The 17,166-nt window shown below is 67.4% G+C and carries 12 protein-coding genes; 11 read left to right on the top strand and 1 reads right to left on the bottom strand.

Going from position 1 to position 17,166, the window contains the following annotated elements; all coding sequences use genetic code 11:
• The first annotated feature begins 9 nt into the window (after positions 1-9).
• The 11 genes from AB3X94_RS34685 to AB3X94_RS34635 are packed head-to-tail and all read left to right on the top strand — an operon-like array spanning position 10 to position 16,277.
• A complete protein-coding gene (locus AB3X94_RS34685; protein ID WP_368613867.1) occupies positions 10-780 on the top strand; it encodes a Coq4 family protein in 771 nt (256 codons plus the stop codon).
• Between the two features lie 18 nt (positions 781-798).
• A complete protein-coding gene (locus AB3X94_RS34680) occupies positions 799-1,128 on the top strand; it encodes an acyl carrier protein (protein WP_176111891.1) in 330 nt (109 codons plus the stop codon).
• Positions 1,125-2,042, top strand: coding sequence for a hypothetical protein (locus AB3X94_RS34675; protein WP_368613866.1), 918 nt, complete (start codon positions 1,125-1,127; stop codon positions 2,040-2,042). The genes AB3X94_RS34680 and AB3X94_RS34675 overlap by 4 nt, the downstream gene beginning before the upstream one ends.
• Positions 2,043-2,068: 26 nt before the next feature.
• Entirely contained in the window at positions 2,069-3,151 is a 1,083-nt protein-coding gene (locus tag AB3X94_RS34670) for an SDR family oxidoreductase (RefSeq protein ID WP_368613865.1), read from the top strand.
• 18 nt (positions 3,152-3,169) lie between these two features.
• Entirely contained in the window at positions 3,170-4,831 is a 1,662-nt protein-coding gene (locus tag AB3X94_RS34665; protein ID WP_368613864.1) for a nucleotidyltransferase domain-containing protein, read from the top strand.
• 15 nt (positions 4,832-4,846) lie between these two features.
• Positions 4,847-7,624, top strand: coding sequence for a phosphoenolpyruvate synthase (locus tag AB3X94_RS34660; RefSeq protein ID WP_368613863.1), 2,778 nt, complete (start codon positions 4,847-4,849; stop codon positions 7,622-7,624).
• 54 nt (positions 7,625-7,678) lie between these two features.
• Positions 7,679-8,683, top strand: a complete 1,005-nt coding sequence (locus AB3X94_RS34655) for a fatty acid desaturase (RefSeq protein WP_368613862.1) — start codon at positions 7,679-7,681, stop codon at positions 8,681-8,683.
• Positions 8,684-8,699: 16 nt separating this feature from the next.
• Positions 8,700-10,370, top strand: a complete 1,671-nt coding sequence (locus AB3X94_RS34650; RefSeq protein ID WP_368613861.1) for a fatty acyl-AMP ligase — start codon at positions 8,700-8,702, stop codon at positions 10,368-10,370.
• Between the two features lie 2 nt (positions 10,371-10,372).
• Positions 10,373-11,479, top strand: coding sequence for an efflux RND transporter periplasmic adaptor subunit (locus AB3X94_RS34645; protein WP_368613880.1), 1,107 nt, complete (start codon positions 10,373-10,375; stop codon positions 11,477-11,479).
• Positions 11,476-14,721 carry an efflux RND transporter permease subunit gene (locus tag AB3X94_RS34640; protein ID WP_368613860.1) on the top strand — a complete coding sequence of 1,082 codons (3,246 nt, stop codon included), beginning with the start codon at positions 11,476-11,478 and terminating at the stop codon, positions 14,719-14,721. Before AB3X94_RS34645 ends, AB3X94_RS34640 begins: the two co-directional genes overlap by 4 nt.
• 2 nt (positions 14,722-14,723) lie before the next feature.
• On the top strand, positions 14,724-16,277 hold the full coding sequence (locus AB3X94_RS34635) for an efflux transporter outer membrane subunit (protein ID WP_368613859.1): 1,554 nt from the start codon (positions 14,724-14,726) through the stop codon (positions 16,275-16,277).
• Here the strand turns inward: AB3X94_RS34635 and AB3X94_RS34630 are convergent.
• Positions 16,214-17,101, bottom strand: coding sequence for a class I SAM-dependent methyltransferase (locus tag AB3X94_RS34630; RefSeq protein ID WP_368613858.1), 888 nt, complete (start codon positions 17,099-17,101; stop codon positions 16,214-16,216). The genes AB3X94_RS34635 and AB3X94_RS34630 overlap by 64 nt on opposite strands.
• Positions 17,102-17,166 lie beyond the last annotated feature (65 nt).

Here is a 17,166-nt window from a genome sequence, read left to right as displayed (position 1 = left end):
GAGCCGCAGATGACAGCAACTTTGAAGGACGACGCGCTGGCGCGACGCCACATCGATTGGCCGCGCGCGTTGCGAGCGATCAAGGCGTTGAGGGAGAACGTAGACGACATTCAGCACGCCTACGAAGTGATGATCGCGCTCGACGGCGGTCAGATGGAGACGATGTACCAGCGCTTTCTGAGCGAGCCGGGCGCCGGCGCGCTGATTGCGGAGCAGCCGTCGCTGCTCGACACGCTCGCTGATTCCGACACGCTGCTGCGCTTGCCGCCCGGCTCGTTCGGCCGCGCCTACATGGCGATGATGGAGCGCAGCGGCTACAGCGCCGATGGTCTGCTGCAAGCAAGCCGGCTGGCCGCCGGTCTCGAAGAAATCCTGCCGGGCCCGGACCGTCAGTGGTTCATCGAGCGCAGCGGCTGCATTCATGACCTGCTGCACGTGTTGACGGGCTATGGACAGGACTGGGCCGGCGAGACCTCGCTTCTCGCATTCGACTGCGGCCTCGAACCGATGCGCGCGCGCATCGTCGGTCTGCTCGGCACCGCGTTGACCGCGCCGTGGTGGCCGAACTTCTGGGTCCATCGTTTTCTGCACCGCGCATGGCTGCGTGGCAAGCGCGCGCGCATTCCCCTCTCATACCGCTGGGAACAAGCGTTGGAGCGACCGCTCGCACTCGTCCGCCTGCAACTGGCGATCGAGCCGGTCGCGCTCGCGCATCCCCAGGGCATCCTGGCCGGTGGCCAGACTCTGCCGTGGCGCTACGCCGCGCCGAGCAACGCGTGAACGGAAAAGGAACCCAGCATGGCCAGCACACCGAAAAATGCGTCGCTGCGCAACACCGTATTCGGCATCGTACGCACGCAGTTGCTGCGCGTCTGCCGCGAGCATCAGCGCGACTTCAACGCAGAGATTCACCTCGAGAGTTCGCTGATCGCCGATCTCGGCCTCGACTCGCTATCGCTCGTCGAAGCGGTGGTCGCGGTCGAGCAGGCGTTCGGCATCGACCGTCTGCCGCTCGAAGCGTTGAACGAAGAACACGCCGAAACGTATTTCACGGTCGGCTCGCTCGTGGACCTGTGCATCCGGCACGCCGCCATCCGCGTGGACGCCAACGAGGGGATGCGTACATGAGCCCGCGCCTTTCGCTGGCCACCGCGCAGGCAAGACGTGGCCGGCTTGCGGCCGCGGCAGCTGCCGTCGGCAACACGCTCGGCCGCTTGCCGCTGGCCGCCGAAGCGCTGCCGATCGCCGGCGCGTTCGTCTGCTCGCTGCTGCTGTACGGACGGATCGCCGGCGTCGCCGTTGAACCGGGCTGGCGTGTGCTGGCCGGCCTCGTGTCCTTTCTCCTGCTGTTCGTCCAGCTTCGCTTGATCGACGATCTCGACGATCTCGAACGCGACTATCCCGCCGGGCACGCGCTGTTGGCGCGCCGCGAGGCACGACGCACACGTCTCGTCGCCAGCCTCGCGACCAGCGCGCTGCTGCTCGTTGCGCTGAACACCGGCATGGGGCACGCGAGGACGGCCGCCGCTGCCGCCACCGCCCTCGCCTTCGCCGCGCCGTTCGTATTCAAGCGGCTGCTCCCGAGCAGCCCGCTGCTGTGCTTTCCCGCATTCGAGGGGGCGCCCTTCGCGGTCTTCATGTACGGCTATTTCTGGTGGCGCGACATGGCTGGCCGCGAACTGAGCTTCTATGCCGTGATGTGCGTAGCGGGCTCGATGTGGACCGGCTACGAATTCTGGAAGTTCTCGCGCAAAGTCGGCACCACCGCACTGCAGCCCTATCACCTGTCGGCGCGCGAAATCCGCGTCGCGCTGAATGTCCTGCTGATGCTGGCGCTCGGCATCAACGTGTCGCTGTCGCGCCTCGCAGGCCTGTCGCAAACCTATTCGATCTATGCGGCGACGCTGCCACTCGTATGGCTCGTCTGGCTCAACGCGAGTCGGCCGGGCCCCGCGAGCAGGCCGAGCCGGCCACGCTGGGCGGGCACGCGCTTCATCGTCGCCGTCGAGCTCGGAATGCTGGCCGAGATTCTCCTCAAATGACACGCAACCCTGGATGGTCACCCACGATGAATAAGCACGTTCTCGTCACCGGTGCGCGAGGTCTGTTGGGCGCCGAAGTGATCGCCCGGCTCACGGCAATGGGCTACCCGGTCGTCGCATTCTTGCGCTCCGAAGGACCGGTTGTCCGCAACGACGGCACGCCGCTCGCGGCAACCACGTACGACGGCCACACGCCTGCGGCCGGAACCTTCGCGTGTGTGCGGGGCGACGTCGCCGAACCCCAGCTTGGGCTCGATCCGCACACCTACGAGGCGCTGCGCGCGACGACGGGCGCGATCGTCCACTGTGCCGCGCTCACCAGCTTCGGCCGCAAGCCCGAGGTCTACGACGCGATCAACTTTCGCGGCACCGAGCGCATCGTCGAGTTCGCGCAACCTCGCGACGAAGCGCCGATTCCGCTGCTCTACGTGAGCACCGCCTATGTCTGCGGCGAGCGTCCCGGCGTGTTCAGCGAGGACGATCTGGACCTCGGCCAGCGGCTGGGCAACCCGTATGAGCAGAGCAAGTACCGCGCGGAACAATCGGTGCGAGCTGCGATGCGCAGCGGTCTGCCGGCCGCGGTGCTGCGCCCGTCGATCATCGTCGGCGACTCGGCGAGCGGCGTGATCCGCAAGTTCGACACGCTCTACACCGTCGTGCGCCTGACGGCCGCGGGACTCGTGCGCACGATGCCCGGCGACTACGGCGCGACGCTGAACATCGTGCCGATCGACTGGGTCGCCGACTGCGTCGTCGAGGCACTGGTGAAGTTCCCGCTGGTGCGCGGACGCACGCTGCATCTGACCTCGGGCGCGCCGACCACGCTGCGCGAAATCAACGACGTCTGCGCGGAGTTCCCGTCGTTTCACGTGCCTCGCTATGTGCCGCGGCATGTGTTCGACGCCGCCGCGATGAAGCCGCTCGAGCGGCGCTACTACGACGAGGTCGTGAAGCTGTACGAGTCGTACCTGACGCGCCAGGTGCGCTTCGCACGCGACGCAACCGCCGCGATCCTGCCGGCCCTGCCTCGCGCGACGGGCAAAACGCTGCTGCGCAGGATCTTCCGTTATGGGATCGCGGCGGGCTACTTCGTGCCGCGCACGGCTTGACGCTCAGGGAGCCTAACCATGTTGATGACCGATCCGATTCTCGCCGAGCTCTGGCAAAAAGCGCGCACCGCGTTGAGCGCCCAGTTCGAACAGCGGGCACCGAGCGCCGTCTTTCTCGAAGGCTCGATCGCCGAAGGTTTCGGCAACGAGCGCTCCGATGTCGACTTCGTCGCGATCGTCGATAGCGGGCTGGAGCCGGCCACGATGCCGTACATCCTGTTCATCGACGGCCGCCGCATCGAAGTCAGGTTGCTGAGTCCGGCGCGCCTGCGCCGCGAGCTCGCGCAGGTTCGCGCAGCGCTCGGCAAAGGGCGTCGCGCGGTCGCGCGCCTGTCGTGGAATCTGCTCGAACGGTGCCAGCGCTTCATCGGCGCGCTGCCGATCGACAACCCGGCATTGATCGAAACGCTGCAAGCGGAGCTTGGCCGCGACGCGCTCTGCGAGGCGGTGGCGCTGTGGTTCGAGGATTTCGCGCGCCAGACCGGCCGCTATGCGGTCGCGATGTTCGCGCTCGGCGAGCCCGACTACGCCCGCGCCTGGATCAGAACCGCCGCGTTTCATGCGGCGAAGAGTCATGTGGCGCGGCTCGGCGAGTGCTACATGAGCCCGAAATGGCTGTCGCTGCAACTCGAACGCGCGGCTGTCGACGCGGGTCTCGCCGGCCGTCTGTGGAACCTGCTGCACGCGCCGCGCGAGCATGGCGCCGAAAGCGCGTTCCTCGCGGCGGGGGTCGCGCTGCTCCGCGAGTTCGGCGTCCGCGGTGTGAGCCTCGCGGCGGAGAACGTGCTGATCGGCCCAGGCAAGGACGCGACGACCTGGCAGATCGGCGAACGGGTCCATGTGCTGCGAGGCAGCGACGTCTTTGCGCTCGACGACGAAGCCGCCCAGGCCTGGCGTGCGATCACCTTCGACACCCCATGCACGGCCATCGCCAGCCGTGGCGACGCGCAGGCGGCGAGCCGGCAGCGCGCGCTGATCGCGGACTTCAGCCGGCTGGGTCTCGTCAGCCTGCGCTGGAAGGGCAGCGGAGAAATCCACGCACGACAGCAGGCGACTTCGACGCCGGTGTCCCGTGCGCCGTTGATCTCGATCGACGGCGCACGCCTCGCGGCCGGCCGCGCGAGCGGTGCCCAGTTGCTGCCGATGCCCGCCGGGCGCTTCGCCGAAGCGGGCCTCGAGATGGTCTGGGCCAACATCGGCCTCGAAAATGCGCGCGAGGACGCCCAGGGCGCACTGCGGCGCGGCCAATGGAAGGTGCTCGAGTACGCGCTGCAACGGATGATGCAAACCGCCTGCATGGTCACGCTCGGCGCGCACGGCGTGACGCCGCAGTCCACGATGGAAGAAGCGACGCTCGACGCGATCCGGCTGCTGCCTCTCGATGCGGCGCTGATCGACGGCATCCGCGAACTCGAACAGTGCTCGATCGGATCGGCACCGGATGCCGAGCGTTACGTCGCGCTGGCCGATGAGCTCGCGCAGCGTCTGCGCAACCTCGGCGGCGACCCGCAGTTTCCGGCGAGCTTCGATACGGCGTCGGGCTGGCGCGGCACGATCCACGCCGCCTACGACTGGATCAACCTCGGTGCGCATCTGCACGCGCGCTTTCCGCAGACCGCTCACGGCGGACGCGGTACCGCCGAGGAAGCAAGAGACCTGCTCGCTTCGTCGAGCACCTGAGCAACGGGGACCTCAATGAATTTCGACACCATTGCGCGCGCATGCGGCGAATTCGAAGCGGGCAAGAGCTACGCACAGCACGAGAGCTTCGACGCAAGCAGCAGCGCCGGCCCAACAGCATCGCCACGTTTGATCCTCACCGCAGCAAGTCCGGCCGAAGCCATCGAGCGGCTCGCCGGCAACAAGGGACGATCGCTCCATCGGCTGGCGAACCTCGGTGTAGCAGTGCCGCACTGGGCGATCCTCGGCACCGACTGCTTTGCGGAGTGCCGCCGCGACGGCGGCCTCGATCAAACCATCGCCACGCTGCTCAGCGACTTCACGCCCGCCAACGCCGCCGCGATCGCGAGCAGGATTTGCGAGGCCGTGCTGACGTGCGACATCAGCGCCGCGTTGCGCGCCGACATTGCACGCGCGCACGATGCGATCGGAGACGGACCGCTCGCGGTGCGTTCGTCAGGTGTCGAAGAAGACAGCGCGAGCTTCTCGTTCGCAGGCCAGTTCGACACGTTCCTCGATGTACGCGGGCTCGACTCGACACTCGAACACGTGCGCCGGTGCTGGGCCTCCGCGTATTCCGAGCGCTCGCTGCGCTACCGGCATCAGCACGGACTCGACATGGCCGGCGCCGGCATGGCCGTGATCCTGCAGCGCCTCGTTCAGGCGGACACGAGCGGCGTCGTGTTCACGATCAACCCCGCCAACGGCAACCGCGACGAATTGGTGCTGAGCGCCGTCTACGGGCTCGGCGAAGGACTCGTGTCGGGCGCCGTCGACGCCGACACGATCACCGTGGACCGCCACACCGGGCAGCACAAGCAGGTGGTGATCGGTGAAAAACGCGAGCGTCATGACGGCCGCCGCATCCGCGAGGTGCCGGCCGCGCTGCGCGATGCTGCGGCCCTTTCCAACGACGAGATCGAGCGCGTCGTGGCAGCGGCCCGCACGCTCGAAAGCAGGTTCGGCGAGCCGCTCGATATCGAATGGTGTATCGCGGAGCACCAGTTGTGGATTCTGCAGGCGCGCCCGGTGACCACGCCGGTCGCACCGGCCGCATCGCGGACCGGCGAATTCCAGCTGTGGGACAACTCCAACATCGTCGAGAACTATCCCGGCGTGACCACGCAACTGACCTTCACCTTCGCGCAGCACGTCTATGCGCAGGTGTTCCGCGAGTTCTGCCGGCTGCTCGCGATTCCGCACAAGCAGCGGCGCGAGATGGACGGCTTCCTCGGCTCGACGCTCGCGTTCCTGAACGGGCGCGTGTACTACAACCTGCTGCACTGGTACAAGCTGTCCGGGCTCGCGCCGTTCCAGGACCTCGGACGCAAGATGATGGAAGTCCAGATGGGCGTCGACGAGCCGCTCGATCTGGCGAGCTTCGCCGAGCTGATCGCGCCGTACAAGGCCGGCTCGCGCGCTGCGCTCGCCTGCATCCGCGCCGTGAGCGGCACGAAGTTCGCGTGGCACTTCGCGCGGCTGGAGCGCAACGTCGAGCGCTTCCGCGCGTTCTTCTATCCGGTCTACGACGAGTTCAACGCGCTCGACTATCGCTCGCATCCCGCCGATGCCGTCTATGCGCACTACTGCCGCTTCGAGCGGGCGCTGCTGGCACGCTGGGGCATGATGATCGTGCTCGAATCGGCGATCGGTCTCAGTTACGGCGTGCTCCGGCGCCTGATCAAGCGGTGGATTCCCGATGCGCCCGACTGGCTCGAAGTGGCGGTGATCGGCGGCATGGATGACATCGAGTCGATCGAGCCGGTCCGCAGGCTGGCCGCGCTGGCGGAAGCCGTGCGGTCGAAGCCGCGGGTCGAAGCGCTGATCCGCAACACGCCGTCAGCCGAAGCGTATGCGGCGCTGCGCGAATGCGGCGCGCCGGAGATCGTCGCCGACGTCGAGCGCTACCTCGCCGACTTCGCGTACCGCAGCAACAACGAGCTGAAGCTCGAAGAACCCGATCTGCGCGAAGACCCGGGCGTGCTGTTCGATATGTTGAAGGCCTCGCTCGCGCATGGCGCCGCGACGATCGATCGCAGCGCCACCGAAGCGCGCATCGACGCGTTGTTGCGTGAGCGGCTTAATCCGCTGCAGCGCTGGATCTTTGCCCGCGCACGCAGCCGCGTGCGCGCCGCGATCCGGGCGCGCGAGACCGTGCGCTTTTGCCGTTCGCGCGCGTTCGGGGTCGCGCGCCGGATGTTCCGCGCGATCGGCGAGGGTCTCGCCGCCGACGGCGTGCTGGCCACAGGCCGCGACATCTTCCATCTGCGTCTCGACGAAATTCGCGGCTGCTTCGAAGGCACCGTGTCCCACCGCGAACTGCGCCCGCTCATCGAGCAGCGCAAGCGCGACGACGCGAGCTATCGCGCGATGGATGATCTGCCGCCACGCTTCCTCACGCATGGTCCCGTAGCGGCCTGGCTCAGCAAGCCGGCGAACCTCGCCGCGCTGCACGCGGCGCCCGCCCATGCGGCCGGCGCGACGCTGCGCGGCACGCCCTGCTCGCCGGGCTTCGCCGAAGGGCGCGCGAAGGTCGTGCGCGAAGCGAACGAATTCGACGGCGGCATCCTCGTCACCTATCGGACCGACCCCGGCTGGGTCCCGGTATTCGCGTCGGCGACCGGCTTGCTGATCGAGCGCGGCAGTCCGCTGACCCATGCCGCGATCGTCGCACGCGAAATCGGCATACCGACCGTCGTGCAGATTCCGGGCCTCACCACGCGCGTGCAGTCGGGCATGCAACTCAAGGTCGATGGCCATAGCGGCGTCATCGAACTGCCCGAGCCAACCTGAAACGAATCCCTACTTCCTGACTGACCACTGCAACCGCCCCTGAAGGAAACTGCCATGTACCGCCTGCTCAACGATCGTCGCGACCTGCCGCATCTGTGGCTCTACATCGAGTGCGCGCTGATATTCATCCCCGCCGCAGCCGTGCTGTATTGGCTCGGCCACTTTCCCTGGTGGGCGGGCGTGGCCTATGTGGTGGTCTGGAACATGTTCGGCGACCGCTTCACGATGAGCTACCACTGCACGCTGCATCGGCGGCTCTTCAGGAAGAAGTACCGTGCGCTCGAAATCCTGCTCGACTGGGTGCTGTGCCCGTTCTTCGGCCAGACGCCGGGCACGTTCTATGTCCATCACATGGGCATGCATCACATCGACGACAACCTGCCACGCGACCTGAGTTCGACGATGCGGTTTCAGCGCGATAGCGTCATCGGCTTTCTGCACTACTACCTGCGCTTCGCCGCGCTGGTGCCGGTCGAGCTCAGCGTCTATCTGTGGCGCTCGCGCAATACGAAGCTGATGCGCCAACTGCTCGTCGGTGAGATCGCGTTCTACGCGGCGATCGGCGCGGCCGCGTACTGGAACCTGCGGGCGACGCTGGTCGTGTTCGTGTTTCCGTTCGTGTTCGTGCGGCTGATGATGATGATCGGCAACTGGGTCCAGCACGCGTTCATCGACCCCGATCATCCGGACAACCCGTACACGAGCAGCACCAATACGATCGACTCGCGTTTCAATGCGCGCGTCTTCAACGCCGGTTATCACATCTACCACCACGTCCGCAAAGGCACGCACTTCAGCGAGCTCACGAAGGAGTTCGCCGCGAACCTGGAGAAGTACGGTCACGAGGATGCGGTCGTGTTCGATCGCATCGACATCGCGCAGATCTGGCTGCTGCTCGTCACGCGTCAGCACCGCAAGCTCGCCAGGCATTTCGTGCGCTTGCCGGGCGCGCCGGTGCGCAGCGACGACGAGGTGATCGCGCTCTTGCGCCGCCGTCTGCAGCCGATCCGCGACTGGTCGCCCGCTGCTTCGCTCGATCACGGAATCTCGACCAAGTAAGCGGGGAGCCGTCACCATGAACCTGACGCTAGTCGATGCCGTTTCAGCGCTGCCGCGCGGCGACGCTCGAGGCCTTCGTTTTGTCTCCTCGCACGGCGACGAGCACTACTATCCGTATGAGGCGCTCGAGCGCGAGGCACGCCAGCGTGCGAAAAAGCTCGTGGCACTCGGCCTGAACAAGGGCGACCGTATCGCGCTCGTGATCCTCGACCCGGAAGCGTTCATCCTGAGCTTCCTCGGCGCGTCGTTCGCCGGTCTGGTGCCGGTCCCGATCTTTCCGCGCGGAAGCCTGAACTTCAGAACCCGCGAACGCTACGCCGAAACCGTCAGTCACATCGTGCGCTCGGCAGGCGCGCGGATGCTGCTGACGTCGAACTCGACACGCGAGACTATCGAGGACGTGCTGGCCGCCGACACCGGCCTCGAATGCATCGTGACCGTCGAAGCGCTGCTCGACGGCGAGCCGCCCGCCTGCGATTTGCCCGCGCTGCATCCCGATGACCTGTGTTTCCTGCAATACACGTCGGGCAGCACGTCGCTGCCGAAAGGCGTGATGGTCACGCATCGCAATCTGATCGCGAATGCGACAGCGTTCCTCGGACCGCGCGGCATCGATCTGCACGAGCAGGACGTCTATGTGAGCTGGCTGCCGCTGCACCACGACATGGGACTCATCAGCGTGCTGGGCGCGCTGATCTGCGACTTGCCGAGCGTGCTGCTAGCAACCGAAGCATTCGTGCGCCGGCCTGGCCTGTGGATGGAGGCGATCACGAAGTACCGCGGCACGATCAGCTTCGCGCCGAACTTCGCGTATGCGCTCGCCGCGCGCCGCACCCGCGACCAGGATCTCGAAGGCCTCGACCTGAGCCGACTGCGCGTGGCCGGCTGCGGCGCCGAGCCGATCAACGCGCAAGCGCTGCGCCAGTTCTCCGCGCGCTTCGAGCCGGCCGGCTTTCGCGCCGAAGCGCTGCTGCCGTGCTACGGGATGGCCGAGGCAACACTCGCGATCACGTTTCACGAGCACGGCCAGCCGATCGTCACCGACGTCGTCTATGCGGCGCCGCTCGGGCTCGGCCGAGCGATACCGGCCGCGCGTGATACCGGCTTGCGCACGATCGAACTGGTCGGCTGCGGCCATTGCTTTCCCGGACACGAGCTGCGGATCGTCGACGAATCCGGGCGGGCGTTGCCCGAACGCTGCGTCGGCGAGATCGTCACGCGCGGGCCCAGCATCACCGTGGGTTACTACGGCCTCACCGAAGCGAGCGCCGACGCGTATCGCGACGGCTGGCTGCAGACCGGCGATCTCGGCTACGTCGCGGGCGACCAGCTCTATATCTGCGGCCGCAGCAAGGACCTGATCGTGATTCACGGCTCGAACCTCTATCCGCAGGACATCGAATGGGCGGTGGCCGAGTTGCCGAGCGTGCAAAGCCGCGGCGTGATCGCGTTCAGCGTGATGCGCGACGGCGACGAGACGCTGGTCGTCTGCGCCGAGGGCAAGCCCGCGGAGGCCACGGCGCTGCGCCGTGCGATCGCGCAGAAGGTCGCCGAATGCGCGGGCCTGCAGGTCGGTCACGTCGCGATCGTACAGGCGGGCAGCTTGCCGCGGACTTCGAGCGGCAAGGTGCAGCGCCGCCGGACCAAAGCGCAGTTCGAAGCCGGCGAACTGGAGGAACACTCGTGAGCATGCGCTGGCGCGAGATCGTGCTGACGGTGTCGGGCGCGCTCGCGCTCGCCGCCTGTCACGCGAAAGAAGCCGAGGTGACGCTGCCGCGCCCGGTCATCGCGGTGGTCGTGCATCGGGACAGCAAGCCGGTGCTCGCGACGCTGCCGGGCGAAGTCAACGCGCGCTATGCGACGCCGCTGTCGTTTCGCGTCGCCGGCAAGCTGGTCGAGCGGAAGGTGCGGCTCGGCGATACGGTCACGGCCGGCCAGGTGATCGCGCGGCTCGATGCCGACGACGCGCAGCGCAGCCTCGCGAGCGCGCAGGCCCAATTGATGGCGGCGCAGCATCGGCTCACCTTCGCCGAGCAGCAACTCGATCGCGACCGGGCGCAGGCGCAGGAACAGCTGATCTCGACGGCGCAGCTGGAGCAGACCCAGGATGCGTATGTGGCGGCCGCCGCGCAGCGCGATCAGGCGGTACAGCAGTTCGCGCTGCTGAAGAATCAGACCCAATACACGGTCCTCACGGCGGACCATGCCGGCGTCGTCACCGCCGAAGACGCCGATACCGGGCAGAACGTCGCGGCGGGACAGCCGGTCTACCACCTCGCGTGGTCCGGCGAGGTCGATATCCTCTGCGACGTGCCCGAGAGCCTGCTGAACGCGCTGGCGGTCGGCAGCGCGGCCAGCGTGTCGCTGCCGGCCGTCACGGACCGACGCTTCACCGCGCACGTCCGGGAGCTGTCGCCGGCAGCAGACCCCGGCAGCCGCACCTATCGCGCGAAACTGACGCTCGATGCGCCAGGCCCCGAAGTCCGCCTCGGCATGACGGCCACCATCACCTTCGCCGACGCGTCCGGCGAGGCGCAAGCGGACGACCCGATCACGCTGCCCGCCAGCGCGCTCTTTCACGACGGCAATGCGCCGGCCGTCTGGGTCGTGCGGCCCGGCGACGAGGCGCTGGAACTGCGCCGGGTCCAGGTGGGCCGCTATGACGACCGCACGATCTCCGTCGCGCGAGGCCTCACCGATGGCGAGCGCGTCGTGCTGCAAGGCGTGCACACAGTCAGCGCCGGCGAAACCGTGCGCGCGGTTGCGCCGTTGCATCCCGAGGACTTCGCATCATGAGAGCGCTGTTTGGCCAGGGGCCCGACGGGGCGGGCGGCCCCGGTGAACCGGGTGGACCGCGGCGGCCAGCAGCGGACGACACCGGCCGCTTCAATCTGTCCGCGTGGGCAATCCGCAACCAGGCGCTCGTCTTTTTCGCCGTCGTGCTCGCGACGCTGTTCGGCGTGCTCGCCTATTCGCGGCTCGGACAATCGGAGGACCCGCCGTTCACGTTCCGCGCGATGGTGATCCGCACCTTCTGGCCCGGCGCGACCGCGCGCCAGGTCGAGGAGCAGGTGACCGACCGGATCGGCCGCAAGCTGCAGGAGACGCCGCATCTCGACTATCTGCGCAGTTACTCGCGTCCGGGCGAATCGCTAATCGTCTTCACGATGAAAGACTCCGCGCCGGTGAGCGAGGTGCGCGACACATGGTACGAGGTGCGCAAGAAAATCGGCGACATCGCGGATACGCTGCCGCCCGGCGTGCGCGGGCCGTACTTCGACGACGAATTCGGCGACGTCTACACGAACATCTATACGCTAGCCGGCGACGGCTTCTCGCCGGCCCAACTGCACGACTATTCGGACGAACTGCGCGGCGTGCTGCTCCGTGTGCCCGGTGTCGCGAAAGTCGATTATTTCGGCGACCCCGACGAGCACATCACGATCGAGATTCCCAACGCGCAATTGACGCGGCTCAGCATCACGCCGCAACAGCTCGCGCGGGCGATCAACGCGCAAAACGCGGTCACGCCGAGCGGCACGCTCACCACCGCGTTTGATCGCGTGTTCGTGCGTCCGAGCGGCCAGTTCACCGACCTGACGGCGATGAGCGACACGCTGATCGACATCAATCACCGCCTCGTTCGTCTTGGCGACATTGCGACGATCAAGCGCGGCTACGACGATCCGCCGGTCTCGAAGGTTCGCACCAACGGCCGCCCGGTGCTCGCCATCGGCATCACGATGCAGACTGGCGGCGATGTGATTCAGCTCGGCAGGCTGCTCGACGCGAAGACGGCCGAATTGCGCGCGCGTCTCCCCGCGGGGCTCGAACTCGTCCAGGTGTCGAGCATGCCGCACGCGGTCTCGCACTCGGTCAACGGCTTTCTGCGCGCCGCCGCCGAAGCGATCGTGATCGTGCTGGCCGTGAGCCTCATCTCATTGGGCTGGCGCGCCGGCGTGGTAGTGGCGATCTCGATCCCGGTCGTGCTCGCGGTCACCGCGCTATGCATGAATGGGTTCGATATCGGCCTGCACAAGATCTCGCTCGGCACGCTGGTCCTCGCACTGGGGCTGCTCGTCGACGATGCGATCATCGCGGTCGAGATGATGGCAGTGAAGCTCGAACAGGGATGGGGCCGCGCGAGGGCCGCGGCGTTCGCCTACAGCAGCACCGCGTTTCCGATGCTGACGGGAACCCTGGTCACGGTGGCGGGATTCCTGCCGATCGCGCTGGCGAAATCGGCCACTGGCGAATACACGCGCTCGATCTTTCAGGTGTCCGCGATTGCGCTGGTTGCTTCGTGGTTCGCGGCGGTCGTGCTGATTCCGTTGCTCGGCTATCACCTGCTGCCCGAACGCAAGGACATCGCGCGCGAGACACCGCCCCGGCGCGCGCTTCGCAAGCTGCGCCGGCGCGACGACGCGCAGACGCGCCGCGCCCCGCTGGCGGCGCCGCGCGCGCCCCGCTTTCATGACCGCCTGCGCGACTGCATCGCGTGGTGCGTGAAGCGCCGCCTCGTCGTGATTGGCGTCACGGCTGCGCTGTTCGTCGTCGCGTTGGCCGGCTTCGCGCTCGTGCCGCAACAGTTCTTCCCGAGCTCCGAGCGTCCCGAGCTGCTCGTCGACATGCGGCTGCCCGAAGGTGCGTCGTTCGAAGCGACGCTGCGCGAAGCCGCGCGCCTCGAAAAGACGCTAGCCGGCCGGCCCGAGATCGATCATCTGGTCGACTTCGTCGGCACGGGCGCGCCGCGCTTCTATCTGCCGCTCGACGTCCAGATGCCCCAGCCGAACTTCGCGCAGCTCGTGATCACCGCCAGGTCCGTCGACGACCGCGAAAAGCTCGAACGCTGGCTCGCGAGCACGCTGCAAAACAGCTTTCCCGCCGTACGTGCGCGCGTTTCGCCGCTCCAGACGGGACCCTCGGTCGGCTATCCGGTGCAGTTTCGCGTCAGCGGAAACGACCTTGCCACCGTGCGGGAAATCGCGGAAAAAGTCGCGGCGACGATGAAGGCCGATGCCCGCACGACGGGCGTGCATTTCGACTGGGACGAACCCGGCGAACGCTCGGTGCGCTTCGAGATCGACCAGCAGAAGGCGCGCGAGCTCGGTGTCACGTCGGAAGACGTGGCGAGCTTCCTCGCGATGACGCTATCGGGCTATACGTTCACGCAGTACCGGGTGCGCGACCGGTTGATCAGCGTCGACCTGCGCGCGCCCCAGCGTGAGCGGGTCGATCCCGCCGAGATCGTGAACCTCGCGATGCCGACGCCGAACGGCCCGGTTCCGCTCGGCACGCTCGCGCACCTGCACAACGAACTCGAATACGGGGTGATCTGGGACCGCGACCGTCAACCGACGATCACGGTCCAGGCCGACGTGCGCGGCAACGCGCTGGACCTCGACGTGACCCAGGCGATCGATCGGACGCTTGCGCCGCTGCGCGCGTCGCTGCCGATCGGCTATCGGATCGAGACCGGCGGCGCGGGCGAGATCAGCGGCAAGGCGCAGGCGTCGGTGATCGCGCAGCTGCCGCTGATGCTCGTGGTGGTGCTGACGCTGCTGATGATTCAACTGCGCAGCTTTGCGCGCGTGCTGATGGTCGTGCTCACCGCGCCGCTGGGGCTGATCGGCGTGGTCGCCGCACTGCTGCTGTTCGGCAAGCCGTTCGGCTTCGTCGCGATGCTCGGCGTCATTGCGATGTCCGGAATCATCATGCGCAACTCGGTGATTCTCGTCGATCAGATCGAACGCAATATCGCCGCGGGCCAGGGGCGCTTCGATGCGATCGTAAGCGCCACGGTCCGGCGCTTCCGCCCGATCATGCTGACCGCCGCGGCCGCCGTGCTCGCGCTGATCCCGCTGCTGCAATCGGCCTTCTTCGGACCGATGGCGACCGCACTGATGGGCGGCATCACAGGCGCGACCGTGCTGACGCTGTTCTTCGTTCCCGCGCTCTATGCGACCGCGTTCAAGGTGCGGCACTTCGAACGCGGTGTGCGAACCGCGTCCTCGACAATCGAATACACGTGGAGCTGATCGTGCGCACAGACTGCAACCCTATCGACGGGCCGGCGAGCGCGCCGCATTTCACTGACGCGCCGCGTCGAGCGCGGGCGGTGGCGACCCATCGCTGGCGCGCGGCGTTCGGCGCGGCCGCTGTGATCGCGCTTGGCGCATGCTCGTTCGGTCCGAGCGGCGAGCCGCCGGCGATGCCCTCGCCCGCCCATTACGGCGCCGAGCCGCAGCCCGCGCAAACCGTCGAGGCGCTCGGTGTAGCACAGCGCTTCACCACCGGCGCGCAGCCGGTGCCGCAATGGTGGCGGCTGTTCGGCTCGACGACATTGAACGACCTCGTCGAAGAAGGCCTGCGCAACAGCCCGACGCTCGCCGCCGCCGACAAGCACCTGGCCGCCGCGCACGAACAACTGCGCGCGCAGATCGGCGCCACGCTGCTGCCGTCGGTCGATCTGGTCGCGCAGGCCTCGCGCGGACGCGATCTCGGCATTCCGGTTCCCGGCGCGCCGAATACGCTGCTTTACAACGAGTTCATCGGCGTGGTCCAGGCGCAATACACGTTCGACCTGTTCGGCGCGGTGCGCAAGGCCAACGCGGCGCGCTCCGCGCGGGTCGACATCGATGCGTATCAACGCGAAGCCGCGCGCCGCGCGCTGGCCACCAACATCGTCACGGCGACGATCGAGGCGGCGATGCTGCGCGCCGAGATCGATGCGACCGAGCGCCTGATCGTGCTGGCGGGCGATCAGGCTCACGATACCGAACGGCATTACCAGCTCGGGTCGCTGACGCGCGGCGACGTGTCGACTGCGCGGCAAAGCATCGCCGCGCTCCAGGTCAGCGCGGCCGATCTGCGGCAACGGCTGACCGTGACCCGACACGCGCTTGCGGTGCTGCTCGGCCGCACGCCCGACGCGGCGCCGCCCGAGCCCGATCTGGCGAGCCTGCATTTGCCGCAGGACGTGCCCGTCGTGCTGCCATCGGACCTGTTGCGCTCACGGCCCGATATTGCGGCCGCCGAGGCGGCGCTGAAAGCCGCCGCGAACGATGTCGGCGTCGCCACCGCACAACTCTTTCCGAGCCTGACGCTGAACGCCTCGATGGGACAAGGCGGGTTCAGCTGGCCGCTCGCGCTGTCGGGCGCCGGCGCGATCTGGAGCATCGCCACGACGATGTCGCAAGCGCTGTTTCATGGCGGCGCGCTCGTCGCGCAGCGGCGCGCGGCGATCGACACCTACGAGGCCGCCGTGTTCGAGTACAAGCAGACCGTGCTGGCCGCGTTCGAGAACGTCGCCGACACGCTTGCGTCGCTCGAACACGACGCGCAGGCGCTCGAAGCCGCGAGCGGCGCTGCCCGCGACGCACGCGAGACGTTCGACGATGCCACGTCACGTCACCGGCTCGGCGCGCTGCCCGCTGCCTCCGCTCGCGGCGGCGAGCAGCAGTACGAAGCAGCGAGGCTGGAAGAAATCCGCCTGGTCGGCCGGCGCCTGGCCGATACGGCGACGCTGTTTCAGGCGATGGGCGAGTTGCCGCCGGGCAACACCCAGACACCCGAGCATCTGGCCGGCAAGTGATCCGCGCGCCGCGCCCGACGGCGCGCGCTTGCGTTCAAGCCTGCGGGTTGCCGCGGAACGCCGACAAGATAAGTCAGACCGAGCGGCGAGCCCTGCACCGGCAGCGTGCCGATGTCCCAATCGAAGCTCTGCTGATCCGGAATACTCGCGACCATCTCACGCAATTCGTCGGGGTTGTAGATGCGCAGCATCGACACGATGCCGTCGAACAGACACAGCAGCGGGATCGCCGGCAGCACATAGGTGAGCGCTAGCCGCGACCAGCGAAACGGTCGGATCAGCGGAGTCAGCGCGAGCATCATCAGCGGCATCACCAGGATGAACACGATACCGAGCAGCCGGTGATCGGCACCTTCGACGACGACGATCGCGCGGCGTTTCGTCACAGCGTCGGCGAGGATCGCGCGCGCATCGTCCGGCCGGAAATGGTGGAACGAGTTGAACATCGTGCGCACGCCGTCGAATCTCGATGGCACGTTCATCGCGTCCACCGGTTCGCTCACATAGGTGACACAGTTGGTCGACCCGGCTGAAATCCGCTCGTACGCGGAGCGATTGGGATAGAAGTCCGTCAACTGCACCATCACGCGGCCGGACAGCGCGAGCAACGGTGCAAGCGTCTGCCATGGCCCGCCGCCGCCCGAGCACAGATCGACGATCCGGTCGCTGCCGACCCGGCGCATCGCCTCGCGCAGCTTGCCCGCGATCACGTTGAAGCCCTTGTGGGAATTGGCCAGAAAGTGCAGCCAGTCCGTCCCGCCGTCACGGAGGGCGCGTGGGCACCACGGCTGGTCTTCGATTTCGAGCAGATGCAGGCGTCGCATGATTACGCGGGCAACCGAGGTAATTGAAAACCACGCCGCTCGGTCAGCCTTGGCGAGCGGCAACT

The sequence above is a fragment of the Paraburkholderia sp. BR10923 genome (genome assembly GCF_040948765.1).
Taxonomy (GTDB): Bacteria; Pseudomonadota; Gammaproteobacteria; order Burkholderiales; family Burkholderiaceae; genus Paraburkholderia; species Paraburkholderia youngii.
This window is presented reverse-complemented; position numbering and strand designations above follow the sequence as displayed.